This window comes from Actinoalloteichus sp. AHMU CJ021, from assembly GCF_002895405.1.
Classification (GTDB): domain Bacteria; phylum Actinomycetota; class Actinomycetes; order Mycobacteriales; family Pseudonocardiaceae; genus Actinoalloteichus_B; species Actinoalloteichus_B caeruleus.
In genome coordinates, this window is sequence record NZ_CP025990.1 from 3,025,561 (window position 1) to 3,050,381 (window position 24,821).

A 24,821-nucleotide genomic window follows, 5' to 3' on the forward strand; every position below is an offset into this window, starting at 1 on the left:
CGCTTCGGGAATAGTTAGCCTGAGCGGGTGACGTCCACCGATCCCGCACACTCCTCGATCGAGCTGGCCTGCGAGTGGCAGCAGCTCGGCGACTACCAGGACATCCGTTATGAGATCGCCGAGGGCATAGCGAAGATCACCATCAACCGCCCCCGGGTCCGCAACGCGTTCCGACCCCAGACGCTCTTCGAGCTGTCGGACGCGTTCAACCGGGCCAGGGACGACGACGAGGTGGGGGTCATCATCCTCACCGGTCAGGGCGATCTGGCGTTCTGCTCCGGCGGAGACCAGCGCATCCGCGGCGACGACGGCTACCTCGGCGACGACGAGGTGGCCCGCAGGGGGATCGGGCGGCTCAACGTCCTGGACCTCCAGGTCCAGATCCGCCGCCTCCCCAAACCCGTGATCGCGATGGTGGCCGGTTACGCCATCGGCGGGGGCCACGTGCTGCACATCGTCTGCGACCTCACCATCGCCGCCGACAACGCCCGTTTCGGCCAGACGGGACCCCAGGTCGGCTCCTTCGACGGCGGTTACGGCTCCGGCTTGCTGGCCAGGATCGTCGGCCAGAAGAAGTCCCGCGAGATCTGGTACCTGTGCCGCCAGTACGGAGCCCAGGAGGCCCTCGACATGGGGCTGGTCAACACGGTGGTGCCGCTGGTCGACCTCGAGCGCGAGACCGTCGACTGGGCCAGGCGGATGCTCCAGCACTCCCCACTGGCGTTGCGGATGCTCAAGGCCTCCCACAACGCGGCCGACGACGGACTGGCCGGCGTCCAGCAGCTCGCCGGTGACTCCACGCTGCTCTTCTACATGACGGAGGAGGCCCAGGAGGGTCGCGACGCCTACCGCGAGAAGCGCAAGCCCGACTTCGGCCGGTTCCCCAAACGTCCATGAATCCCTCGACGGCGCAAGCCACGGTCATCGTCGACGAGCTGATCCGCAACGGGATGCGGCACGTCGTCCTGTGCCCCGGCTCCAGGAACGCCCCGCTGGCCTACGCGCTGCACGACGCGGCCGAGGCGGGGCGGGTCGCGTTGCACGTGCGGGTGGACGAACGTTCCGCGGCCTTCCTCGCGCTGGGCATCAGCAAGGGGTTGGGCGCCCGCCACAGCCGCACGGGCTTCGCGGCCGTGGTGTGCACCTCCGGAACCGCCGCCGGGAACATGCAGCCGGCGATGATGGAGGCGTACCACGCGGGCGAGCCGCTGCTCGTCGTCACCGCGGACCGGCCACCGGAGCTGTTGGGCACCGGGGCGAACCAGACGACCCTGCAACACGGCCTGTTCGGGCCGCTGGTCAGCACCACGGCCTTCCCCCTGGCCGAACGGCGCGCCGGGCGGAACGCGGTGTGGCGCAGCCTGCTGTGCCGCGCCGCCGTACCCCTGCACGCCGGGCGCCCGGCGCACCTCAACATCCCGTTCCGGGAACCTCTGGTCCCGCACCGCCCGGAGCGGGACCAGCCGGACTGGCCGGACTCGCTGGCCGGGCGCCCGGACTGCGGCGCCTGGACGGTCACCCTGGCTCCCCAGAGCGCGCAGGGAGCCGACGGGGGCGCGGCGTTGGCAGGTCTCTCCCCCCGGACCCTGGTCGTCGCGGGGGAGGGGCCGGTCGGCGCCCTCGACGGCGTCGCAGCCCTGGCGAAACGGGTGAACTGGCCCCTGCTGGCGGAACCGTCCGCCAACGCGGGGCTGGCCCCCACGCTGGTCAGGCACGGCATGCTGCTGCTGAACTCCGGAGCGCTCCCGGAGCGGCTCATGCCGGATGCCGTGCTCGTCGTCGGACGACCAACCCTCAGCCGGGGCGTCCAACGGTTGCTGCGCGGCGCCGGCACGGTCCACATGGTCGCCGACCCGGAGAACTGGCCGGACCCGCAGTACGTGGCGCGGCGGGTCCACCCGGGGCTGGACGACACCGACCTGGACAGCCCCGCCGGCCACGAACTCGTCTCGCACGCCGACCCCGACTGGTTCGCCGCCTGGCGGGAGGCGGACGCGGCGACCGCCGCCGCCGTCGACGGATTCCTGGCGGCCGAGGAGTGGCCGACCGGCCTGCACGTGGCCAGGGAGCTCATGGACACGGCTGGACCCGAGTCGGTCGTCTTCCTCGGCTCCTCGAACCCGATCCGCGACGTGGACCTCGTCGCGGGGGGCGGGCAGCGGACACGCACCCTGGCCAACCGGGGGCTCGCCGGTATCGACGGCGCCGTCTCCACCGCCGCCGGCGCGGTGCTCGGAGCGGCCAGCCGGGACGACGGCGCGACGAGCGGCTACGCGTTGCTGGGGGACCTGACCTTCCTCCACGACGTCAACGGTCTGCTGATCGGGCCGGCGGAACGACGACCCGACCTGACCCTGGTGGTCGTCAACGACGACGGTGGCGGGATCTTCGAACTGCTCGAACAGGGCGAGCCCGACTCCCGGCACGGTTTCGAGCGGGTGTTCGGAACACCGCACGGCGCTGACCTCGGCGCACTCTGCGCCGGGTACGGCGTCCCCCACACGAGGGCGCGCGACCGCGAGGAGTTCGCGGCCGCCCTGGCGACGGTGCGCGGACTCCGCGTGGTGGAGGTGCGGGTCGACCGGGGCCGGCTCCGCGACCTCCACGACCGGCTGCGGGCGGCCGTGCGCCGAGCGCTCCCCGAGAGGTGAGGATCCGGCCGGTCCGCGCCCCGAGACGTGGTCCGTCCGGGGGCCGACGTGTCCGGCCGGGCGGCGGCACCGCCGACTAGACTTCGCTGCCGTGCCCGAGAAGCGTGACGCACCCCGCGGAGCGAGGTGGGGCGGGTTGTCCCGACCCCGCAGGTGGTCGGTGGTCGGTCTGGCGGTGACCGGGCTGCTCGGCACCCTGCTGGGTTCGCTGCTGGTCCTCGGAGCGTGGAGCAACGACCGGAACATCGACCAGAACCTGGGGGAGACCACGGCCGAGGTGCTCTCCGTGTCCGGTTTCCGCACGCTCGTGCGCTACCACGCCAGCGACGGCGCGGTCCACAGCCCGGCCACCGGAGTGCTCTACCCGGACGGCCTCGAACGCGGGAACCTCGTCCGGGTCGAGTACGACCAGGAGAACCCGGACCTCGTCCGGGTGGCCGGGCGGGGGTTCGGGCTCGGGGTGGTGCCCGTGGTGGGAGTGGTCACCGGGCTGTGGATCGTCCTGTGCCTGCTGATCTGGTGGCTGCGCCGCCCGATGCGGGCGGCGGCCGCCCCTGCCTGACCCCGTGTTCCTCAGCCCGTCGCCGCGAGCGGGGTCCGCTCGACCGGCTGGGGCCGGTGCGGGAGCAGGCGGTCGGCTGCCAGCCGCAGCGCCTCCCCCAACTCGTCCACCCGGGAGTCCGCCAGGACTACGGTCACCGGACTCCCGGTGACCACCACGTCGAGCACCGTCACCGGGGCGTGGCGCCACCGGTTCGTGCTGATCGACAGCGCCGCGGTCACCGCGCCGTGGTGGGAGGCCACCGCGCACCCGTCCGTCCGACTGCGCAGCCGCCCGGCGGCGAACCGGGCCTGCCCGTGGTCCAACGCGAGCTCGACCTGGCGGTCCCCGGACTCCGGCCACGCCGCCACGGTCACGATCACGAGGCTCCGCGCCGCGTCGGTCGCCACCCGGCACCGCACCGGGTAGCCGCGCAGCACGTCACGTGACTCCAGTACGAAGGGCAGCCCCACGTGGTGGTCCTGACGCGGACGGTGTGGACGGGTGGTGGCGTTCTCGCTCATGACAAGTCCCCCGACTGGTGAGCGTGGCTGATGAGGACCGGCGCCGCCGGTCGCCGCACTGTACGGGACGTTGTCACAGCCGGTGTTACATCGGTCACTCTCGGTGCGAGGGGTGGAACCTCACCCGGAGGCAGGTCAGCTCCGCGCTGGCGCGGGGAGCCCGGGCCAGGAGGTCGTCGAGCAGTTCGCACGCCCTCGCGTCGTGCCTGGTGCGGGTGGGGGCCGCGCGTTCGGCGAGTCGGAGGCAGCGGATGGCGTCGGCGTCCCGGCAACCGCCGGCCTGCCCCCAGGCCAACGCCTGGTCCAGGTGGTGCGCACCGAGGCGTTCCGGCGAGCCGAGGGCACCGGGGTCGACCCCCGACCGCCGGAACCGTTCGGCCGCGGCCGGCCCGTCGCCAGCCTCCGCCTCGGTGGCCAGCCGCCAGAGGGCGACGTTCGTCGGCCCCCAGTGCAGGCGGAGGAAGCCGCCCTCGCCCGTGCGCGCGGCCAGTGCCGCCGCCTCCTCGAGGTGCTCGGCCCCGGTGCCGCCGGTCCTGGCCTCGTGCAGGCCGGCCGCCAGGTGCACCATCCCGTACGCCTGGGCGACGCTGGTGTCCTCGGCCGTCGGGTCGGCCCTGGCCGCCACCTCGTCCACGGTCCGCTCCAGCAGCGCCCGTACCCGCCGGTGCGCGCCGAGCCGTTCGAGCGCGGTGCCGTACTGCCAGGCCGCGAAGGCGAGGTAGGCCGGCTCCTCCAGCCGCCGCGCGGCCCGGTAGCAGCGTCGGGCCGCCTCGCCGGCGAGTTCGGGGTGACCGAGGTTCCTGGTCAGGCTGAAGGCGACGTAGCAGGCCAACGCCAGGCCGCGCAGCGCCTGCCGCCGTTCCTCGTCCCGCCCGTGGGCGGCGACGACGTGCAGTTCGGTGAGCAACGGCGCCAGGCCGGCAGCCGAGGCCCCGTAGCGGGCGGCGTCCCGGTGCCTGTTGGCGCGGTGCGCCGAGGCGAGCAGTTCGGCGACCGGTCGGGTCTCCTGGTCGGGTGCGTCGTCGAGGTCGCAGCCGTAGAGGGCCGCGGTGATGGCCGGTAGGAGCGACAGCGCCGCCGTGCCGGAGGGATCGGCGGACGGGTGGGGTTCGCCGGTGAGGTCGACGGTGGAGCAGGACAGCGCCGAGGCGAGGGCGGTGAGGAGACCACTCCTGTCGAACCGGCGTTGACCCGACTCCAACAGCGCCAGGTACGGCCTGCTGATCCCGGCCCGCCTGGCGACGGCTTCCTGGGTGAGCCCCCGGCGGCGCCGGGTCACGCGCACGCGGTGTCCGATCTGGACCGGGTCGGCGCTCTCGTCCATCTGGCCACCCCCGGGTCGTCCGCCGTGGACGGCGCCCAGTCTAGGGCGGGCCACCCCCCGCGAGCGGGTGAAAGAGCTGCTCGCGAGGGTGGTCCGGCCAGTCCGACGGCGTCAGCCCAGCCAGAGGTGCCGGAGGGAGAACACCGAGAGCTCGGCGCGCAGCCGGCGGGAGAAGGGGAGCGGATCCCCGTACTCGCTGCCGTCCGAGCCGTTGGAGCCGACCTCCTTGAGGACGTGGTTGACCTGGGGGAGCCGGGTGTACCGGAGGGTCCCGGCGGGACGGTCGTCCAGCGCCGAGCGGACCTCGTCGACCATGGAGCAGGGGACCTGGATGTCGGAACCGGCGCAGGCCAGCAGCACGGGCACCTCGGCGGGGACCTCCCCGGCCAGCTCCCTGGGGTCGTGGTGGTCGGCGGTGACGAGGAAGCGGAGGCTGCTCGGGTGGAAGATGCCGAGGTAGTAGAACTCGGCGGGCATCCAGGGCGGTATCTCGCCCGTCTCGCGGATGGCCTCGACGGTGTCGTCGAGGGCGTCGAGCAGCGGCTCCACCCGGGACTCGGGGATCAGGCCCCGCCCGGGCCACTCCGGGATCTGCTCACGCAACTGGAGCTGGATGGTGGTGAGGTAGGGCAGGCTGGCGGGGGCGAGCAGCGCGAGCGAGGAGACCGAGGGCGCGGTCTCCTCCTGACCGTTCGCCAGCACCAGCGCGATCAGGCCCCCCTCGCTGTGCCCGACCACCATGAGCCGGTCGGGATCGACACCGGGCTGGTCGGCGAGGAACCCGAGGGCGTCGGCGGCGTGTTCGACGAACAGGTCGAACTCGAGCGAGGCCGGGTCGAGGTCGGGGTCGGCACCTGTCTCACCACTGCCGAACTTGTCGTACCGGAGGGTGGCGACCCCGCTGCCGGACAGCGTGTCCGCGACGGACAGCAGTGTGTTGGCCTCCAGGCCCGGCTGGTTCCCGTCGCGGTCGGTGGGACCGCTGCCGGGGATCAACAGCGCCGCTGGTCCCGGCCGGTCGGGGTTCTCGGGAAGCCGGAGGCTCCCGTGCAGGGTGGTGCCGTCCCTGGCGTCGACGGTGACGGACTGGTCGGGACCGATGGTGCCGGTCCGGCCGATCGCGGTGCTCTCGGTGGCGTGGGCCGTCACCGCGGGTGCCAGGCCGATCGCGGTGGCGAGGAGCGGCACGAGCGCTCGACGGCTCGCCACGCTCCTCGATGACCCGAAGTGGGGACGCCACTGGCGGCCCTCGGGCCGGGTCCGCCGCGCCGCGGAAGATCCAAGCACGCTCTTTCCCCCTGTCGTCGTGTCGCGGCTGGTCCGCCGACGAATAAAGAGATATCACATTTTTCTGGGGTTGGCGAGGGCCGCGGAGGAGGGGTGGTCGCCCGGCGCGGGGTGGGACCCGCGTTCCCGTCGGAGATCCGAGAAGGGGGTAGGTTGCCTCCGATCAAAGGTGATATCGGTCATGTCATTGGAGTCACACTGCGCCGTGTGACGCTTTCGTGAAGCTTTGTGGTCGGGGTCTCGAAAACGGCTGATGGCCAAGGCTCCCTGTGGTGCCTCCCACACCGTGGTCGCCGTCTCCGGCGGTCGGGGACGTTTCGGGGGCCGAATGGTTGCCTCGGTTCGGAGCCCGGTTTTCGGCAGTGGTGCCGGAGTCGCGGATTCGTCGGTACCGGGTCACTCGCTCCCGTTGGTGAGGTGGTCGACGTCCGGTTCGCGGCGCGGGCCAGGGCCAGCGGTGGTGGGAGTCGGGGCAGGTCGGGAGGCCTCCCGGGTGGGCATCTCGCGGGTCTGGAGGCGTCCTCCCACTGCCGGCGGCCTCATCCGATCCGGACGTCCCGAATGCCGCGCCAAGGGGGGAGCGGAGATGACCGAGTCTTCTCCTCCGCGACCGGTCCCCGAGTTCCGAGGCGGTGTTTGGGAATTCCTCAGGAGTTCCTGGAATTCGGCACGTGTCCGATTGGTGGGACGTTCCGGAAACCGTTCCTTCGCCAAGGTGGACGAGGAGATGAATTGTCGGGGGTGGTCGTGGGGAAAGGTGACCGTTCTTCGGCGGCCGTGCCCACCGAAGAACGGCGGGCGGGAAATGGGGGACTTCGGAGGAATGGTTCTCCCGTATCCCGCCCGACTTCGAGCCGTGTGAACCGGCGGGGTCGGGCGGGCCGGCTGTCACCGACCGTGTCCGGTGGGCGCGGGGTGGCACGTACCCTGTCCTCGTGCCGAGGGCTGGACTGGACAAGCAACCGCGAGACGTCGCCGAGATGTTCGACGGCGTCGCTCAGCACTACGACCGGACCAACACGGTCCTGGCGTTCGGCATGGACCGGCGCTGGCGGAACCTGATGGTCCGCGCCCTGGACCCGCGCCCTGGCGAGCGCATCCTGGACCTCGCCGCCGGCACCGGCGTCTCGACGGCCCAACTGGCCAGGTCAGGTGCTTTCACGGTCGCCGCTGACTTCTCCATCGGGATGCTGCGCCGTGGTCAGTTCCGCCGGCTCCCGATGGTCGCGGCCGACGCCCTGCGCCTCCCCTTCGCCGACGCGGCGTTCGACGGTGCCACCATCTCGTTCGGCCTGCGCAACGTGGCCGACACCGACCAGGCGTTGCGGGAGCTGGCCAGGGTCGTGCGTCCGGGAGGGCGGCTGGTGATCTGCGAGTTCTCCACGCCCACCTGGCGCCCCTTCCGGGTGGTGTACCAGAACTACCTGATCCGGGCGTTGCCCAGGATCGCCCGCCTCGTGTCCTCCAACCCCGACGCCTACGTCTACCTCTCGGAGTCCATCCGGGACTGGCCTGACCAGCGGGCGCTCGCGGAGCGGGTGGCGGAGGCCGGCTGGGACGACGTGGCCTGGCGCAACAGCGTCGGTGGCGCGGTGGCCCTGCACCGGGCGGTCCGCCCCTCCTGACGCCGAGGAGGCGCTCCGGCGCGCCTGGGTGGGCACCGGTCGGCGCGGGCTCGGTACGTAGCCGTGCGAGGCATTGACCTAGACTCGGGTTCCAGTTAGTGAATTGATTCACAAGGAGCGAGTCGTGACCCAGCAGCCCCACAGCCGCGAGACCACCGGGCCCACAGCCGAGGCCGCAGCGGGGGCGGTCCCGCTCCGACGCCGACCGGAGGAGGACGCCGACGTCATCGTCGTCGGGGCCGGTCCGGCCGGTTCCGCCGTCGCGACCCACCTGGCCAGGGCGGGCCTCGACGTGCTGATGCTGGAGAAGAGCACCTTCCCCCGGGAGAAGGTGTGCGGCGACGGCCTGACGCCGCGCGGTGTCAAGGAGCTCATCGACCTCGGGGTGGACACCCGCGAGGAGGCTGGCTGGTTGCACAACCGGGGCCTCCGGGTCGTGGGCGGCGGCGTGCGGATGGAACTCGCCTGGCCGGAGCTGGCCAGCTACCCGCCCTACGGGGTCGTGCGCCCGAGGCAGGACTTCGACGACATGTTGGCCAGGCACGCCCAGGCGGCCGGAGCTCGGCTCAACCAGGCCACCACGGTGGTGTCGGCGATCACCGACGACCGCACCGGCCGAGTGGTCGGTGTCCGCGCCAAGGTGGGGCGGGAACGCACCGAGGTCAGCTACCGCGCACCCCTGACCATCGCCTGCGATGGCGTGTCGGCGCGGCTCGCGCTCTCGGTGGGGTTGGAGAAGCGCGACGACCGCCCGATGGGCGTCGCCGTGCGGCGCTACTACACCAGCCCCCGCACCACCGACGACTACCTGGAGTCCCACCTGGAGCTGTGGGACCGGAGCGACCCGGCGAACCCTCGGCTGCTGCCGGGCTACGGGTGGCTGTTCGGGATGGGTGACGGCACGGTCAACGCCGGCCTGGGCATCCTGTCCACGTCGAAGGCCTACGGGCGCACCGACTACCGGGCCCTGATGCGGTCCTGGCTCGACGGGACCCCGGAGGAGTGGGGATTCCGGGAGGACAACGCGGTCGGCAAGGTGGGTGGCGCCGCCCTCCCGATGGGCTTCAACCGGGTGCCCCACTACCGCGACGGCCTGCTGCTCGTCGGGGACGCCGGGGGCATGGTCAACCCGTTCAACGGTGAGGGCATCGCCTACGCGATGCAGTCCGCGAAGCTCGCCGCCGACTGCGTCGTCCACGCGCTCTCCCGCCCCACGCCGGCCTCCCGCGAGCACGCCCTCTCCCGCTACCCCGTCGCCCTGCGGCAGCAGCTGGGCGGCTACTACCGCCTCGGCAACATCTTCAGCAAGTTGATCGGCAACCCCGTGATCATGCGCACGGCCACCAAGTACGGCCTGCCGATCGAGACGCTGATGCGCCTGGTCCTCAAGCTGCTCGCCGGCCTGTACGACCCCAAGGACGGCGACGCCTTCGACCGGATGATCAGCGCGGCGGTCCGGATGAGCCCGAGCGCCTGACCGCCGGGGGAGGTCCGTGCCTCCCGCCTGCTCCGTTCGGCCCAGTGCGAACCCGAGGAGCGCGGCGTCGGCCGGGGAGTGTCGCGGAGAACACAGTCCCGGCTGCCGCCAGGGCTCCGACCTCGACCGACGCTGGTGGTGGTCACGCATCGTGCTGGCCGGAACCGGTCCGGGTCCTCCCGCCCCGTGGGTGTCGGGACGTGCTGGTCCGTCGCGCTGACGGGCCCGGACCGTCGAGGCGTTTCTCCTGATCACGGAGCTGGCAGGTCGTGGGCGCCCCGTCGGGCGCCCGCCACGTGGCGGGTGGCTCCGACGAGGCGGGCGGGCCGTTTCCGGCCCGCCCGCGCGGGGTGACCCCCGCCGGCGGGGGGAGGTACCGAACACGCTCTGTTGGTTGAAAGGGGCAGTAATTGCGTCTTTACTGCCTTCCGCGGGTGGTTACGGTCCTGGCGGAAGTCCGGCGGGCGCCGGTCTCACTCGGGAGAGTGATGCCGGGAGGGACTACTTAGGCTCGCCTAAGAAGTTTTTGTGAAATAGCCACCCTTAGGGTTCGTTCGGGCGGCGGCTCTGCCGCCGGGAGTGGCGAGGATGAAAGGACGGCGACGTGTTGGAGTCCTACCTCCCCCTCGTGTTGCTGTTCGTACTGGCAACCGGGTTCGCGGTGTTCTCGGTCTCGGTCGCGCCGCTTGTTGGTCCCCGCCGGTACAACAGGGCCAAGCTCGACGCCTACGAGTGCGGGATCGAACCCTCGCCGGTGCCGGTCGCCGGCGGCGGTCGAATTCCGGTCAAGTTCTACCTGACCGGAATGCTGTTCATCCTGTTCGACGTCGAGGTCGTCTTCATGTACCCCTACGCCGTCGCCGCCGGCGGGCTGGGGGTCTTCGGGCTGGTGGCCGTCGGGGTCTTCCTGCTCGCCGTGACCATCGCCTTCGTCTACGAATGGCGCCTCGGCGGCTTGGACTGGGACTAGGTCGGCGAGCGGGGAGGACACGCGAGAGTCATGGGACTGGAAGAGAAGCTGCCGAGCGGGGTCCTGCTGACCACCGTCGAGAAGCTGGTCAACTGGAGCCGGAAGACGTCGATGTGGCCGGCCACCTTCGGGCTGGCCTGCTGCGCCATCGAGATGATGACCTCCGGTGGGGCGCGCTACGACATCGCCAGGTTCGGGATGGAGCGGTTCAGCGCCACACCGAGGCAGGCCGACCTGATGATCGTCGCGGGGCGGGTGAGCCAGAAGATGGCGCCGGTGCTGCGCCAGATCTACGACCAGATGCCCGAGCCGCGCTGGGTGCTGGCGATGGGCGTGTGCTCCTCCTCGGGCGGCATGTTCAACAACTACGCGATCGTGCAGGGCGTCGACCACGTCGTGCCGGTGGACATGTACCTGCCTGGCTGTCCGCCCCGGCCCGAGGCGCTGCTCGACGCCATCCTGAAGCTGCACGCCAAGGTCATGGACGAGCCGCTCGGTCCGAAGCGCGCCGCCGCGCTCGCCGAGAGCGGGCACCGCACCGAGCTGATCCCGTCGTCCGTCCGCTACGCGAAGAAGAAGTGAGCGGTGGTTTGCCGTGAGCGATGACGAGACCGACCGCAAGATCCCGGTCAGGGGACCGCTCGCCGGGGAGTCCCCGCCGAGCGCCGCCGAACTGTCACCCCAGGAGGAGGCCGAGCACGAGGCCCGGGGTGGCGTCGTGGCCGGCAGGTCGCGGCAGGGCATGTTCGGTGTCCGGGGCTCGGGTGACACCAGCGGGTACGGCGGGCTCCGACTTCCCGCCCACGTCCCGCAGCCGGCCCAACGCCCCTACGGCGACTGGTTCGACGACTTCACCGACGACCTCCTCGCGGCGATGGAGGACAACGGGATCCCGGCGGAGGCCATCCAACAGGTCACCGTCGACCGGGGTGAGATCACCTACTACGTCCGGCGCGAGGACCTGCTCCCGCTGTGCCGGGTGCTGCGCGACGACGCCTCGCTCCGGTTCGAACTGTGCAGCTCGGTGTCCGGAGTGGACTACGGGCCCGAGGTCCCGCAGCGGCTGCACTCCGTCTACCACCTGACCTCGATGACCTTCCGGCGCCGCATCCGGCTGGAGGTCACGCTCGAGGTCGACGACCCGCACGTGCCGAGCGTGGTGGAGGTGTACCCCACCGCCGACTGGCAGGAGCGCGAGACCTGGGACATGTTCGGCATCGTCTACGACGGACACCCGGCCCTGACGCGGATCCTGATGCCCGACGACTGGGACGGTCACCCGCAGCGCAAGGACTACCCGCTCGGCGGGATTCCGGTGGAGTACAAGGGCGCCGAGATACCGCCGCCTGATCAGCGGAGGGCGTACTCATGAGTCACGAACGGCTTGCCGACGTCACGACCGGCACCGACACCGCCGTGGGCGAGGGGCGGGACCCCTACGCCGCCGAGCGACGCACCACCGAGGGACCGGTCTACACGGTCACGGGCGGCGACTGGGACGAGCTGCCCAGCGCCCCGGGGCACGACGAGCGCATCGTCATCAACATGGGCCCGCAGCACCCCTCGACCCACGGTGTCCTGCGGCTCGTCCTCGAACTGGAGGGCGAGACCGTCACCCAGTCCCGGTTGGTGATCGGGTACCTGCACACCGGGATCGAGAAGAACACCGAGTACCGGACCTGGACCCAGGCCGTCACGTTCATCACGCGGATGGACTACCTGGCGCCGCTGCACAACGAGACCGCCTACTGCATGGCGGTCGAGAAGCTGCTGGGCACCGAGGCACCGCGCCGGGCGCAGATCATCAGGGTGCTGCTCATGGAGCTGAACCGCATCAGCTCCCACCTGGTCTTCCTCGCGACCGGCGGCATGGAGCTCGGCTCCACGACCGGCATGGTCTTCGGGTTCCGGGAGCGTGAGGAGGTCCTGCACCTGCTCGAGTTCCTGACCGGGCTGCGGATGAACCACGCCTTCGTCCGGCCCGGTGGGGTCGCGCAGGACCTGCCCATCGGCTACGGCGAGAAGATCCGCGACTTCCTCAAGGTCATGCGCGGGCGTGTCCCGGACTACCACCGCATGTTCACCGGCCAGCCCATCTGGCAGCGCCGCCTCAAGGGGGTCGGCCACCTGCCGCTGGACGGCGCGATCGCGCTCGGTGCGACCGGCCCGATCCTGCGGTCCGCCGGACTGGCCTGGGACCTGCGGAAGATCCAGCCGTACTGCGGCTACGAGGAGTACGACTTCGAGGTCCCCACCTCCTACGACGCCGACTGCTTCGCCCGCTACCTGCTGCGGGTCGAGGAGATCGACCAGTCGTTGGGGATCGTCGAGCAGACCCTGGCCAAGCTCGCCGAGACCGAGGGTGACCCGGTCATGGTCGAGGACGGCAAGATCGCCTGGCCGGCCAAGCTCAGCATCGGCCCCGACGGGCTCGGGAACTCCCTCGAACACGTGCGCAAGATCATGGGCCAGTCGATGGAGTCCCTCATCCACCACTTCAAACTGGTCACCGAGGGCTTCGACGTGCCTCCCGGCCAGGTCTACGTCCCCGTCGAATCGCCTCGTGGCGAACTCGGCTACCACGTCGTGTCCGACGGCGGTACCCGACCGCTGCGGGTGCACGTGCGCGAACCCAGCTTCGTGAACCTCCAGTCAATGCCAGCGATGACCGAGGGCGGCCTGGTGGCCGACGTGATCGCCTCGGTCGCCTCCATCGACCCGGTCATGGGTGGTGTGGACCGATGACGATCCAGCACGACAAGCCCGGAACGCCCCAGGGCCCGTCCGGACCCGAGCCGACGGGCTCCCCGTTCGACGAGCTGACCGACGAGCGGGCCCGCCAGCTCGTCGCCCGGTACCCGGTCGCCCGGTCCGCCCTGCTCCCGCTGCTGCACCTGGTGCAGTCGGTGGAAGGGCACGTCAGCCAGGCGGGCATCGAGTTCTGCGCCCGCCACCTCGACCTCAGCGCGGCCGAGGTGAGCGCCGTCGCCACCTTCTACACGATGTACAAGCGGAAGCCGTGCGGCGAGCACCTCGTCAGCGTCTGCACCAACACGCTGTGCGCGGCCCTTGGCGGCGACGACATCTACGCCCGCCTGCGCGGCGAACTGGGCGTCGGCCACGAGGAGACCGCAGGGGAACCCGGCACCCCGGGTTCGGTGACCCTCGAACACGCGGAGTGCCTCGCGGCCTGCGACCTCGGCCCGGTCCTCCAGGTCAACTACGAGTACTTCGACAACCAGACGCCCGACTCGGCCAGCGAGCTGGTGTCCAGGCTCCGCGCCGGGGAGCGACCGGAGCCGACCCGGGGAGCGCCCCTCACGGACTTCCGCCAGGCGGAGCTCCAACTGGCCGGCTTCTTCGAGGGCCGGGACAGCGACGTGGAGGCACCGTCCACCGCCCCCGAGACGGTGCGCGGCGCCCGGATCGCGGCCGAGAAGGGCTGGACCGCCCCGGCGATGCCGGACGAGGCGGAGCTGCCCCCGGTTCCGGAGAAGAAGTAGGGGAGTGGACGGACGATGAGCGAACCGACACCGGGCACGGGCGTGGCACCACTGACCCCGGTCCTGACGCGGCGCTGGCTCTCCCCCAGGTCCTGGAGCCTGCGCACCTACGAGCAGCTGGAGGGGTACTCGGCGCTGCGCCGCGCGCTCGGCGCGCACCCCGACCAGCTCATCCAGCTGATCAAGGACTCCGGCCTGCGGGGTCGGGGTGGTGCCGGCTTCCCGACCGGGATGAAGTGGGGCTTCATTCCCCAGGGGGACGGCAAGCCCCACTACCTGGTGATCAACGCGGACGAGGGCGAGCCGGGGACCTGCAAGGACATCCCCCTGATGATGGCCGACCCGCACTCGCTCATCGAGGGCGTCATCATCACCGCCTACGCCATCAGGGCCAACTTCGCGGCGATCTACGTACGCGGTGAGGTGCTGCACTGCATCCGGCGGCTGAACGCCGCCGTGCGCGACGCACGCGAGGCGGGCTACCTCGGCAAGGACATCCTGGGCAGCGGATTCGACCTCGACGTCGTCGTGCACGCCGGCGCCGGCGCCTACATCTGCGGCGAGGAGACCGCCCTGCTGGACTCCCTGGAGGGGCGACGCGGGCAGCCCAGGCTCAAGCCGCCGTTCCCGGCGACCGCCGGCCTGTACGCCTCGCCCACCGTGGTGAACAACGTCGAGACCATCGCCAGCGTTCCCTACATCGTCAACGGCGGTTCGGACTGGTTCCGGACGATGGGACGTGACCGCTCACCGGGTCCGAAGATCTACTCCATCTCCGGCCACGTCGAGCGCCCCGGCCAGTACGAGGCCCCGATGGGCACCACGCTGCGCCAGCTGCTGGAGCTCGCCGGTGGCATGAAGGACGGGGTACCGCTCAAGTTCTGGACTCCGGGCGGCTCCTCCACCCCGCTGTTCACCAGCGAGCACCTCGACGTCCCGCTCGACTTCGAGGGCGCGTCCGAGGCGGGTTCCATGCTGGGCACCACGGCGGTGCAGGTCTTCAACGAGACCGTCTCCGTGCCCTGGGCCGTGATGAAGTGGACCGAGTTCTACAAGCACGAGTCCTGCGGCAAGTGCACCCCGTGCCGGGAGGGCACCTACTGGCTGGCCCAGACGCTGCAACGGATGGTGCGCGGCGAGGGGACCGAGTCCGACATCGACACGCTGCTCGACGTCTGCGACAACATCCTCGGCCGGTCGTTCTGCGCGCTCGGTGACGGTGCGGTCAGCCCGATCACGAGCGGCATCAAGTACTTCAAGCACGAGTTCCTCGAGCTGTGCGAGAAGAACAGGACAGGCAAGGCGGACCGCTCCGCCGACGCCGCGTTGGCAGGAGCGCACTGATGACGGTTGCCCCTGAGAAGAAGCCCAGCTCGGAGAACCCGGTGCCCGAGGGCCACGTCCGGCTGACGATCGACGACATCGAGGTCGACGCCCCCAAGGGTGAACTGCTGATCCGCACGGCGGAGCGGCTGGGCATCGTGGTGCCCCGGTTCTGCGACCACCCGCTCCTCGAACCGGCTGGCGCCTGCCGCCAGTGCCTGGTCGACGTGGAGATGGGTGGGCGGAAGATGCCCAAACCCCAGGCCTCCTGCACCATGACGGTGGCCGACGGGATGGTCGTCAACACCCAGCGGACCTCGCCCGTGGCCGACAAGGCGCAGCAGGGTGTGATGGAGCTCCTGCTCATCAACCACCCGCTGGACTGCCCGATCTGCGACAAGGGCGGGGAGTGCCCCCTTCAGAACCAGGCGCTCAAGCACGGTCGCACCGACTCCCGGTTCGAGGAGCGCAAGCGGACGTTCCCCAAGCCGATCAAGGTCACCGAACAGGTCCTGCTGGACCGGGAGCGCTGCGTGCTGTGCCAGCGCTGCACCCGGTTCTCCAAGGAGATCGCCGGCGACCGCTTCCTCGACCTGCTGGAACGGGGTGCCGAGCAGCAGGTCGGGACGGCCGTGACGGCCGACATCGACGGGACCGCGCCGAGGGAGCAGAGCTACTTCTCCGGCAACACCATCCAGATCTGCCCGGTCGGCGCGCTCACCAGCGCCGCCTACCGGTTCCGCGCCCGGCCGTTCGACCTGGTCTCCACCCCGGGTGTCTGCGAGCACTGCTCCTCCGGCTGCGCCGAGCGCACCGACTGGCGCCGGGGCAAGGTCACCAGGAAGCTCGCCGGCGACGACCCCGAGGTCAACGAGGAGTGGCTCTGCGACAAGGGCCGCTTCGCCTTCCGTTACACCACCGCCGCCGACCGGATCCAGCGGCCGATGGTGCGGGACGCCGAGACCGGTGAGCTCCGCGCCACCTCCTGGACCGAGGCGCTGCGGGTCGCGGCGGACGGTCTGCTCCGAGCCAGGGAACGCGGGGTGGGCGTGCTCACCGGCGGCCGGCTCACCGTGGAGGACGCCTACGCCTACTCGAAGTTCGCCAGGGTGGCGCTGGGGACCAACGACATCGACTTCCGGGCCAGGGCCCACTCCGCCGAGGAACTCGACTTCCTCGCCTCCTCCGTGGTCGGTACCTCCCCGGAGACCGGCGGGGTGACCTTCGCCGGCATCGAGAAGGCACCGACCGTGCTGTGCGTCGCCTTCGAACCGGAGGAGGAGGCGCCCATCGTCTTCCTGCGGTTGCGGAAGGCGGCGAGGCGCGGTGGGACGAAGGTCTTCCACCTGGGGCAGTGGACCTCCCCGGCGGTGACCAAGACCACCACCCAGCTCGCCACCTCGCGGGCGCTGCCGGGCGGCGGCCTGCTGGCCTGCGCCCCCGGCGGGGAGGCCGCGTCCCTGGAGGCGCTGCCCCGCCACGCGGCCGACGTCGAGGAGGCCCTGAGCGCTCCGGGTGCCGTGATCCTGGTCGGGGAACGCGCCGCCGAGGTGCCGGGCCTGCCCTCCGCGGTGCTGCGTGCCGCGCAACGCACCGGAGCGCGGGTCGCCTGGGTTCCCCGCCGAGCCGGGGAGCGCGGCGCACTCGCCGCCGGTGCCGTCCCCACGCTGCTCCCAGGCGGCCGCCCGGTGACCGACGCCGAGGCCAGGGCCGAGGTCGAGCAGGCCTGGGGCCTGGACGCCGGCACCCTCCCCTCGACCCCGGGCCGCGACACCGACGGGATCCTGCGGGCGGCGGCGGCCGGGGAGCTCGACGCCCTGGTCGTCGGCGGTGTCGATCCCCACGACCTGCCCGATCCCGCCCTCGCCGAACGGGCGCTGGCCGAGGTGGGCTTCGTCGTCAGCCTCGAACTGCGCGAGAGCGCGGTGACCAGGGTCGCGGACGTGGTCCTCCCGGTGGCGCCCACCGTGGAGAAGGCGGGGACCTTCCTGAACTGGGAGGGACGCCGACGCACCTTCGGGACCACCATCGACGGCACCGGAGCCCTGCCCGACTGCCGGGTCCTGGACACCTTGGCGGTCGAGATGGACGCCGACCTGTTCACCCAGACCCCGAGCGCCGCGGCCGGTGACCTGGATCGCCTTGGCACCCACACGGGTAGCTCGCTCCCGGCGCCGACCGTGACCGCCGGCGCTCCGCCGGCCCCCCGGCCCGAGGGGCCGGGGCGGCGGCAGGCGGTCCTGGCCACCTGGCGGCAGCTGCTGGACCGCGGTTCGCTCCAGGAGGGCGAGCCGCAGCTGGCGGACACCGCCCGTCCCACCGTCGCCCGGCTCTCGCCCGCCACCGGTGAGCGACTCGGCCTGGCGGTCGGGGATCCGGTCACGGTCAGCACGGACCGGGGCTCGGTCACCCTGCCCGCCGAGCTCGCGGACCTCCCCGACGACGTGGTGTGGCTGCCGGCGAACTCCGGTCCGTCCAGGGTTCGAGGAACTCTCGGAGCCGGCCACGGCTCACTGGTCACCGTCAGCGGCGCCGAGAACCGCACCGCGGGCGTCGAGAACGGAGGAGGCCGATGAGCCCCACGGCCGAGCTCATCGCGAACGACCCGATCTGGCTGACCATCGTGAAGATGGTCGCGATCTTCGCCATGCTGATGGTCATCACCATCCTCATGATCTGGGCGGAACGCCGGATCATCGGGCGGATGCAGAACAGGCCGGGCCCCAACCGGGCCGGCCCGTTCGGCATCCTCCAGTCGGTCGGTGACGCGCTGAAGCTGGCGTTCAAGGAGGACATCCGGCCCGCCCTGGCGGACAAGTGGGTGTACTTCCTCGCCCCGATCGTCGCCGCGATCCCCGCCTTCCTCGCCTTCGCCGTGATCCCGATCGGCGGCGAGGTCTCCATCTTCGGCCACACCACGGCCCTCCAACTGGCCGACGTGCCAGCCGGGGTCCTGGTGGTCCTGGCCTGCGCCTCCGTCGGCGTCTACGGCATCCTGCTCGGCGGCTGGGCCTCGGGCTCGCCGTACCCGCTGCTCGGCGCGCTGCGGTCCGCGGCCCAGGTGATCTCCTACGAGATCGCGATGGGACTGGCGATCGTGACGGTGGTCCTCTACTCGGGCTCGCTGTACACCTCGCAGATCGTCGCGGCCCAGGCGGAGCAGGGGTGGTTCGTCTTCCTGCTGCCGGTGCCGTTCCTCATCTACGTCATCTCGATGGTCGGTGAGACGAACCGGGCGCCCTTCGACCTCCCCGAGGCCGAGTCCGAGCTGGTCGGTGGCTTCCACACCGAGTACTCGTCGCTGAAGTTCGCCATGTTCTTCCTCGCCGAGTACGTGAACATGACGACGGTCTCCGCGCTCGCGACCACGATGTTCCTCGGTGGCTGGCACGCGCCCTTCGGGTTGGGGTCGGTCGCCGACGGCATGTTCAACACCGGCTGGTGGCCGTTGTTGTGGTTCCTCCTGAAGACCTTCGCCTTCCTGTTCCTGTTCATCTGGCTCCGGGCGGCGCTCCCCCGGTTCCGCTACGACCAGTTCATGCACCTGGGCTGGAAGGTCCTCGTGCCGGTCGCGTTGCTGTGGTTCGTGCTGGTCGCCGCGATCCGCGCGTTGAGCAGCGAGGGCGTCACCACCACCCAGTTCATGATCGCCTTCGCGATCACCCTGGTCGTGCTGGTCGCCGCGACCTTCCTCATCCCCGACCGGCGGGTCGAGGAGGAGACCGGGCCGAGGTTGTCCGGCGGGAACTTCCCCGTTCCGCCGCTGGACCTGGAGGTACCCGAGCGGCCGAAGCGGCGGCCGGCGGCCACCCAGACCCGTGAGCGCGCCGCGATCGGCGCGGGCACCTCAGCACTCGGGGCCGGCGCCGCGCTCGCCGACGACGAGCCCACGGGCGGCGACGACACCGAGGGCACAGCAGCCGACCGGCCCGACGCCGGTCAGTCCGGAGTTGACACGCGGGACCGTGCCAGCTCCGCGAAGGAGGACGGCAATGGGACTGTTTGACCCCCTCAAGGGTTTCGGGGTCACCTTCTCGACGATGTTCAAGAAGGTCGCCACCGAGGAGTACCCGGAGGTCCCGAAGATCCCGGCGGCCCGCTTCCACGGCAGGCACCAGCTCAACCGGCACCCGGACGGGCTGGAGAAGTGCGTGGGCTGCGAGCTGTGCGCGTGGGCCTGCCCGGCGGACGCCATCTTCGTCGAGGGCGGGGACAACACGGAGGAGGCCCGGTTCTCGCCCGGCGAGCGGTACGGAGCCGACTACCAGATCAACTACCTGCGTTGCATCGGCTGCGGCCTGTGCGTGGAGGCCTGCCCGACCCGGTCGCTGACGATGATCACCGACTTCGAGTTGGCCAACGACAACCGCCAGGACCTGATCTACACGAAGGAACAGCTCCTCGCTCCGCTGCTGCCCGGCATGGAGCAGCCGCCGCACCCGATGCGGCTCGGCGAGGACGAGCAGGACTACTACGTCCACGGCCCCGAGCTGGCCAGGCGGGCGGGTGTCCCGGAGGGAAGCACTGTGGAGACCGGCTCTGAGGAGGCCCGGCGGTGAGCCTGGCAACACTCGCGAGTCAGCTCGGCGCGGCCGCGTCCGCGTCGGGCCCGCTGCTGGCCCAGGCCGGTACGCCGGTGTCCGGACCCGAGGTCATCGGAATCGGCGAGACCATCGCGTTCTGGATCCTCGGCCCGCTGGCCCTGGCTGGCGCGCTGGGCATGGTGTTCGCGCGGAACGCGGTGCACTCCGCGCTCTGGCTGGTGCTGACCATGCTCTCGCTCGGTGTCGTGTACATGGTGCAGCAGGCCCCGTTCCTCGGGATCGTGCAGATCATCGTGTACACCGGCGCGATCATGATGCTGTTCCTGTTCGTGCTGATGCTGGTCGGCCGGGACAGCGCGGACTCCGTGGTCGAGGTGATCCGGGGCCAACGGCTGCTCGCGACGCTGTTCGGCGTGGGTTTCGCCGTGCTGGTGGTCGGAGCGGTCGCCAGGTCCCTCGGCACCGTGGAGTCGGCGGGGTTGGGCGCGGTGAACGCCGTGCAGGACGGGAACGTGACCGGGCTGGGCAACCTGCTCTTCACCGACTACGTGTTCCCCTTCGAGCTCACCGGCGCGCTGCTGGTGGTCGCGACGGTGGGCGCGCTGATGTTCGTCCTGGCCGACAAGCGGTCGGCGCCGCCGCGCAAGTCCCAGCGCGAGCAGGCCGACGAACGGTTCCGGGGTGACAAGCCCCGGGTCTCGCCACTGCCCGGGCCCGGCGTGTTCGCCACCGCCAACTCGGTCGCGGTGCCGGCGCTGCTGCCCGACGGTTCGGTCGCGCCGGAGTCGCTCTCCGAGATCATCGAGTCCACCGCGGTGCGCACGCTCGACGCGGACCGGGCGAGTGTCGCCGGCGGTGCCGGCGAACCCGGCGCCCGCGCGTTGACGACGGGCTCCCCGGAGGACGCGGACGCCGAGGACGCGGAGCCGACGGGGGCTGACGCGGCGGGGCCGGAGGCCCCGGCGGCGGAGGACACGGACCGGAAGACCGGCTCCGACACGGGGGAAGAGGAGGGTAGGGCGTGACACCGACGTACTACCTGCTGCTGTCGGCTCTGCTCTTCACCATCGGAGCCGTCGGCGTGCTGGTCCGGCGCAACGCGATCGTGGTGTTCATGTGCGTGGAGCTGATGCTCAACGCGGTCAACCTGTCGCTGGTGACCTTCGCGAGGATCAACGGGGAGCTCGACGGCCAGATCATGGCCTTCTTCGTCATGGTCGTCGCGGCTGCCGAGGTGGTGGTCGGACTGGCGATCATCATGTCGATCTTCAAGACGCGCCGGTCGGCCTCGGTCGACGACGCCAACCTGTTGAAGTACTGAGGGGTCGACGTTGGAGACGTTCCTGGCTGTCCAAGAGCCGCTCGCCGCGTCGGGCGTGGCCGAGTACGGCTGGCTGCTGATCGCGCTGCCGCTGTTCGGGGCGGCGGTGCTGCTGCTGGGTGGCAGGCGGACCAACGCCTGGGGCCACCTGCTCGGTTGCGCCACCGTCATCGCCGCCTTCGTCTACGGGCTGGCGTTGTTCCTGTCGATGACCGGCATGCCGGCCGACGAACGCGTGCGGGAACTGCACCTGTTCGACTGGATCCCGGTGAACGCGCTGAACGTCGAGTTCGGCCTGCGCATCGACCCGCTGTCCATGGTGTTCGTCCTGCTCATCACCGGTGTGGGTGCGCTCATCCACATCTACTCCGTCGGCTACATGAGCCACGACCAGGCGGGCCGGACCGGAGCGGACAACACCGAGCGCCGGCGCTTCTTCGCGTACCTGAACCTCTTCGTCGGCGCCATGCTCATCCTGGTGCTCGGCAACAGCTTCGTGACGCTGTACCTGGGCTGGGAGGGTGTCGGCCTCGCCTCCTACCTGCTGATCGCGTTCTGGCAGCACCGGCCAGCAGCGGCGACCGCCGCGAAGAAGGCCTTCCTGATGAACCGGGTCGGCGACGTCGGCCTGGCGCTGGCGATCTTCCTGATGTTCGCCGAGCTGGGGACCACCCAGTACACGGAGGTCTTCGCCAGGGCCGGCGAGATGCCGACCGGTGTCCTGCTGGCGATCGCCCTGCTGCTCCTCCTGGGTGCCTGCGGCAAGTCCGGTCAGTTCCCGCTCCAGGCGTGGCTCCCCGACGCGATGGAGGGCCCGACCCCGGTGTCGGCGCTCATCCACGCGGCGACGATGGTCACCGCCGGTGTCTACCTGATCGCCCGGTCCAACCCGATCTACAACCTCACCGAGGACGGCCGCCTGGTCGTCACCATCATCGGCGCGCTCACACTGCTGATCGGCGCGATCATCGGGTGCGCCTACGACGACATCAAGAAGGTGCTCGCCTACTCCACGGTGAGCCAGATCGGCTACATGATCCTCGCCGTCGGCCTGGGGCCGGCCGGGTACGCGCTCGGTATCTTCCACCTGCTCACCCACGGCTTCTTCAAGGCGGGGCTGTTCCTCGGGGCCGGTTCGGTCATGCACGGCATGAACGACGAGGTGAACATGCGCCGCTTCGGCGGGCTGGCGAAGCACATGCCGATCACCTTCGTCACCTTCGGGCTCGGCTACCTGGCCCTGATCGGGTTCCCGTTCCTCTCCGGCTACTTCTCCAAGGACGAGATCGTCGCGGCCGCCTTCGCCCAGGAGGGCTGGCGGGGCTGGGTCTTCGGCGGGGCCGCCGCGCTGGGCGCCGCGCTGACCGCCTTCTACATGACCCGCCTGATGCTGATGACCTTCTTCGGCGAGAAGCGCTGGAAGGGGCAGAAGTCGGCGGACGGCCGCGAGTACCACCCGCACGAGTCGCCGGCGAGCATGACCGTGCCGATGATCGTGCTGGCCTTCGGCTCGGTGTTCGGCGGGGTGCTGCTGTACTCGGGTGACCGCCTGCTCGGCTGGCTGGAACCCTCGCTCGGCGCCGTGGCCCACGCCGAGGGCGGCGCGTTGCCGCACTCGGTGATCCCGTTCCTGGTGGTCGGTCTCTCGGCCGTCGGCGTGCTGCTGGCCTGGTTGCTGGTGGGACGCCGCCCGGTTCCCGCCACCGCACCGGCCCAGGTGTCGTTCCCGGTCCGCGCGGCGCGGGCCGACCTCTACGGCAACGCGCTCAACGAGACGTTGTTCGCCCGCCCGGGCACCTGGCTCACCAGGGCGCTCGTCTACGTGGACAACAGGGGTGTCGACGGGCTGGTGAACGGGATCGCCGCCCTGCTCGGCGGCAGCTCCGGCCGGTTGCGACGCGCCCAGACCGGTTTCGTCCGGTCCTACGCGCTGAGCATCCTGGGTGGAGCGGTCCTGCTCACCGCGGCGCTGCTGATGGTGAGGTTCACGTGACCGGACAAGTCAGGAGCGTCCAGCGACGCATGCGTGGTGACAACCGGCCCGGCGCACGGGCCCACGATCGGTATCCAGTGAGGACGACGCGTCCGGTGGCCGGCTTGCCGGCCGGGACCGGCCCCGTCGGTGGGGAGGACCAGTGAGCGGTTCGGTATTGCTCCTCGCGCTACTCTTCCTGCCCCTGCTCGGCGCGCTGGTCGTGGCGTTCCTGCGCTCCGACGACCGGGTGGCCAAGGGTGTCGCGCTCGGTTTCTCGATCGCCGAGCTCGCCCTGGTCATCGCCGCCTGGGCGGCGTACGACCCGGCCGGTGACCCGATCCAGCTGAGCAGCTCGGCGGAGTGGATCCCGCAGTTCGGTGTGCACTTCGCGGTCGGGGTGGACGGCATCGCGCTCGTCATGATCGCGTTGATCGGAATCCTGGTCCCGATCGTCATCGGCGGGTCGTGGAACGACCGGCTGCCCGAGGAACGCACCGCGGCGGGTTTCTACTCGCTGATCCTGCTGATGCAGGCGCTGATGGTGGGTGTGTTCGCCGCCACGGACGTGCTGCTCTTCTACGTGCTCTTCGAAGCGGTGCTGGTGCCGATGTACTTCCTCATCGGCCGGTTCGGTGGGGCTCGGCGGCAGTACGCGGCGGTCAAGTTCTTCCTGTACTCGCTGCTCGGCGGCCTGATCATGCTGGCCTCCGTGATCGGCGTGTACGTGGTGAGCGGCAACCAGCTCGGCAGCGGCACCTTCGACTGGGAGACGCTGGTCGCCACGGTGTCCACGGCGGACACGAGCACCCAGATCTGGTTGTTCCTCGGCTTCTTCATCGCCTTCGCGATCAAGGCTCCCCTGGTGCCGTTGCACACGTGGCTGCCGGACGCCGGTGCCGAGGCGCCGATCGGCGTCGGGGTGCTGTTGGTCGGTGTGCTGGACAAGATCGGCACCTACGGTTTCCTGCGGTACTGCCTGCCGATGTTCCCCGACGCCAGTCGGGAGCTCGCACCGCTGGTGCTGGTGCTCGCGGTGGCGGGCGTCATCTACGGCGCCCTGCTCGCGGTGGGCCAGGACGACATGAAGCGGTTCGTGTCCTACACGTCGGTGGCGCACTTCGGGTTCATCGCCCTCGGTGTGTTCGCCTTCACCAGCCAGGCCCAGGCGGGCGCCGTGCTGTACATGGTCAACCACGGCATCGCCACCGGCATGCTGTTCCTGGTGGTCGGCATGGTCATCGCCAGGGGTGGCTCTCGCAACATCAGCGACTACGGCGGGTTGGCGAAGCTGACGCCGGTGCTCGCCGGCATGTTCGTCGTCGCTGGTCTCGCCTCGCTGGCCCTGCCGGGCACGAACTCCTTCGTCAGCGAGTTCCTGGTGCTCATCGGCGCGTTCCCGACGCAGCCGGTGTTCACCGTGATCGCGGCGGTCGGCATGATCCTGGCGGCGTTGTACGTGCTGTGGGTGTACCAGCGGGTCATGCAGGGACCGCTGCGCGGCAACGCGGTCCTGGGGCTGGCCGGCGGCCCGGGCGCGGCCGGGGACCCGTCCTCGGAGGGGCTGGCCGCCAGGCTCGCGAGCAAGGTTCCGGACCTGAGTCGTCGGGAGCTGGCGGTGCTGGCGCCGTTGGTGGCGCTGGTGCTGTTCCTCGGTGTGTACCCCCAGCCGGTGCTGGACGTGATCACACCTTCTGTTGACGCGACGCTGACGGAGCTCGGCGTCACGGACCCGGTGCAGGAAGGCAACTGACGTGGG

The 24,821-nt window shown here is 70.9% G+C and carries 21 protein-coding genes; 18 read left to right on the forward strand and 3 right to left on the reverse strand.

Annotation, left to right across the window (positions count from 1 at the left end; genetic code table 11):
• The first annotated feature begins 27 nt into the window (after positions 1 to 27).
• The 3 genes from menB to C1701_RS12940 all read left to right on the forward strand — a co-directional run bounded on the left by menB (position 28) and on the right by C1701_RS12940 (position 3,213).
• Positions 28 to 897 carry a 1,4-dihydroxy-2-naphthoyl-CoA synthase gene (gene menB / locus C1701_RS12930; RefSeq protein ID WP_081715548.1) on the forward strand — a complete coding sequence of 290 codons (870 nt, stop codon included), beginning with the start codon at positions 28 to 30 and terminating at the stop codon, positions 895 to 897.
• A complete protein-coding gene (gene menD / locus C1701_RS12935) occupies positions 894 to 2,651 on the forward strand; it encodes a 2-succinyl-5-enolpyruvyl-6-hydroxy-3-cyclohexene-1-carboxylic-acid synthase (RefSeq protein WP_030226569.1) in 1,758 nt (585 codons plus the stop codon). The genes menB and menD overlap by 4 nt, the downstream gene beginning before the upstream one ends.
• 91 nt (positions 2,652 to 2,742) lie before the next feature.
• Positions 2,743 to 3,213 carry a DUF3592 domain-containing protein gene (locus C1701_RS12940; protein WP_245588863.1) on the forward strand — a complete coding sequence of 157 codons (471 nt, stop codon included), beginning with the start codon at positions 2,743 to 2,745 and terminating at the stop codon, positions 3,211 to 3,213.
• Positions 3,214 to 3,224: 11 nt separating this feature from the next.
• Here the strand turns inward: C1701_RS12940 and C1701_RS12945 are convergent, their stop codons facing one another.
• The 3 genes from C1701_RS12945 to C1701_RS12955 form a co-directional block, all read right to left on the reverse strand.
• Complete coding sequence (locus C1701_RS12945) at positions 3,225 to 3,716, reverse strand: hypothetical protein (protein WP_026419573.1); 492 nt, start codon at positions 3,714 to 3,716, stop codon at positions 3,225 to 3,227.
• 94 nt (positions 3,717 to 3,810) lie between these two features.
• Entirely contained in the window at positions 3,811 to 5,040 is a 1,230-nt protein-coding gene (locus C1701_RS12950; protein ID WP_030104508.1) for a helix-turn-helix domain-containing protein, read from the reverse strand.
• Between the two features lie 111 nt (positions 5,041 to 5,151).
• Complete coding sequence (locus C1701_RS12955; RefSeq protein ID WP_162147321.1) at positions 5,152 to 6,249, reverse strand: alpha/beta hydrolase family protein; 1,098 nt, start codon at positions 6,247 to 6,249, stop codon at positions 5,152 to 5,154.
• A gap of 1,013 nt (positions 6,250 to 7,262) precedes the next feature.
• On the opposite strand from C1701_RS12955, the gene C1701_RS12960 reads away from it, so the two are divergent.
• From C1701_RS12960 to C1701_RS13030, 15 genes are all read left to right on the forward strand, one after another.
• Positions 7,263 to 7,952 (forward strand): demethylmenaquinone methyltransferase, encoded by a 690-nt coding sequence (locus C1701_RS12960; protein ID WP_081715546.1) that lies wholly within the window; start codon positions 7,263 to 7,265, stop codon positions 7,950 to 7,952.
• 226 nt (positions 7,953 to 8,178) lie between these two features.
• Entirely contained in the window at positions 8,179 to 9,429 is a 1,251-nt protein-coding gene (locus tag C1701_RS12965) for a geranylgeranyl reductase family protein (protein ID WP_026419570.1), read from the forward strand.
• Between the two features lie 604 nt (positions 9,430 to 10,033).
• Positions 10,034 to 10,399 (forward strand): NADH-quinone oxidoreductase subunit A, encoded by a 366-nt coding sequence (locus tag C1701_RS12970; RefSeq protein WP_026419569.1) that lies wholly within the window; start codon positions 10,034 to 10,036, stop codon positions 10,397 to 10,399.
• 30 nt (positions 10,400 to 10,429) lie between these two features.
• Positions 10,430 to 10,981 (forward strand): NuoB/complex I 20 kDa subunit family protein, encoded by a 552-nt coding sequence (locus C1701_RS12975; RefSeq protein WP_016698904.1) that lies wholly within the window; start codon positions 10,430 to 10,432, stop codon positions 10,979 to 10,981.
• Positions 10,982 to 11,072: 91 nt separating this feature from the next.
• A complete protein-coding gene (locus C1701_RS12980; protein WP_245588885.1) occupies positions 11,073 to 11,771 on the forward strand; it encodes an NADH-quinone oxidoreductase subunit C in 699 nt (232 codons plus the stop codon).
• On the forward strand, positions 11,768 to 13,144 hold the full coding sequence (locus C1701_RS12985) for an NADH-quinone oxidoreductase subunit D (protein WP_026419567.1): 1,377 nt from the start codon (positions 11,768 to 11,770) through the stop codon (positions 13,142 to 13,144). Before C1701_RS12980 ends, C1701_RS12985 begins: the two co-directional genes overlap by 4 nt.
• Positions 13,141 to 13,902 (forward strand): NADH-quinone oxidoreductase subunit NuoE, encoded by a 762-nt coding sequence (gene nuoE / locus C1701_RS12990; protein ID WP_026419566.1) that lies wholly within the window; start codon positions 13,141 to 13,143, stop codon positions 13,900 to 13,902. The genes C1701_RS12985 and nuoE overlap by 4 nt, the downstream gene beginning before the upstream one ends.
• A gap of 15 nt (positions 13,903 to 13,917) precedes the next feature.
• Complete coding sequence (gene nuoF / locus C1701_RS12995; RefSeq protein WP_026419565.1) at positions 13,918 to 15,246, forward strand: NADH-quinone oxidoreductase subunit NuoF; 1,329 nt, start codon at positions 13,918 to 13,920, stop codon at positions 15,244 to 15,246.
• Positions 15,246 to 17,801 (forward strand): NADH-quinone oxidoreductase subunit G, encoded by a 2,556-nt coding sequence (locus C1701_RS13000; protein ID WP_026419564.1) that lies wholly within the window; start codon positions 15,246 to 15,248, stop codon positions 17,799 to 17,801. The genes nuoF and C1701_RS13000 overlap by 1 nt, the downstream gene beginning before the upstream one ends.
• Positions 17,798 to 19,231, forward strand: coding sequence for an NADH-quinone oxidoreductase subunit NuoH (nuoH, locus tag C1701_RS13005; RefSeq protein WP_081715545.1), 1,434 nt, complete (start codon positions 17,798 to 17,800; stop codon positions 19,229 to 19,231). Before C1701_RS13000 ends, nuoH begins: the two co-directional genes overlap by 4 nt.
• Positions 19,218 to 19,784 (forward strand): NADH-quinone oxidoreductase subunit NuoI, encoded by a 567-nt coding sequence (gene nuoI / locus C1701_RS13010; protein WP_026419563.1) that lies wholly within the window; start codon positions 19,218 to 19,220, stop codon positions 19,782 to 19,784. The genes nuoH and nuoI overlap by 14 nt, the downstream gene beginning before the upstream one ends.
• Complete coding sequence (locus C1701_RS13015) at positions 19,781 to 20,794, forward strand: NADH-quinone oxidoreductase subunit J (RefSeq protein ID WP_026419562.1); 1,014 nt, start codon at positions 19,781 to 19,783, stop codon at positions 20,792 to 20,794. The genes nuoI and C1701_RS13015 overlap by 4 nt, the downstream gene beginning before the upstream one ends.
• The gene (nuoK, locus tag C1701_RS13020) at positions 20,791 to 21,090 is read left to right on the forward strand and encodes an NADH-quinone oxidoreductase subunit NuoK (RefSeq protein WP_016698086.1); all 300 of its coding nucleotides are present in this window, start codon (positions 20,791 to 20,793) and stop codon (positions 21,088 to 21,090) included. Before C1701_RS13015 ends, nuoK begins: the two co-directional genes overlap by 4 nt.
• A 10-nt stretch (positions 21,091 to 21,100) precedes the next feature.
• Positions 21,101 to 23,083, forward strand: a complete 1,983-nt coding sequence (gene nuoL / locus C1701_RS13025) for an NADH-quinone oxidoreductase subunit L (RefSeq protein WP_026419561.1) — start codon at positions 21,101 to 21,103, stop codon at positions 23,081 to 23,083.
• 142 nt (positions 23,084 to 23,225) lie between these two features.
• Positions 23,226 to 24,815 (forward strand): NADH-quinone oxidoreductase subunit M, encoded by a 1,590-nt coding sequence (locus C1701_RS13030; protein WP_337662259.1) that lies wholly within the window; start codon positions 23,226 to 23,228, stop codon positions 24,813 to 24,815.
• Positions 24,816 to 24,821: the final 6 nt, after the last annotated feature.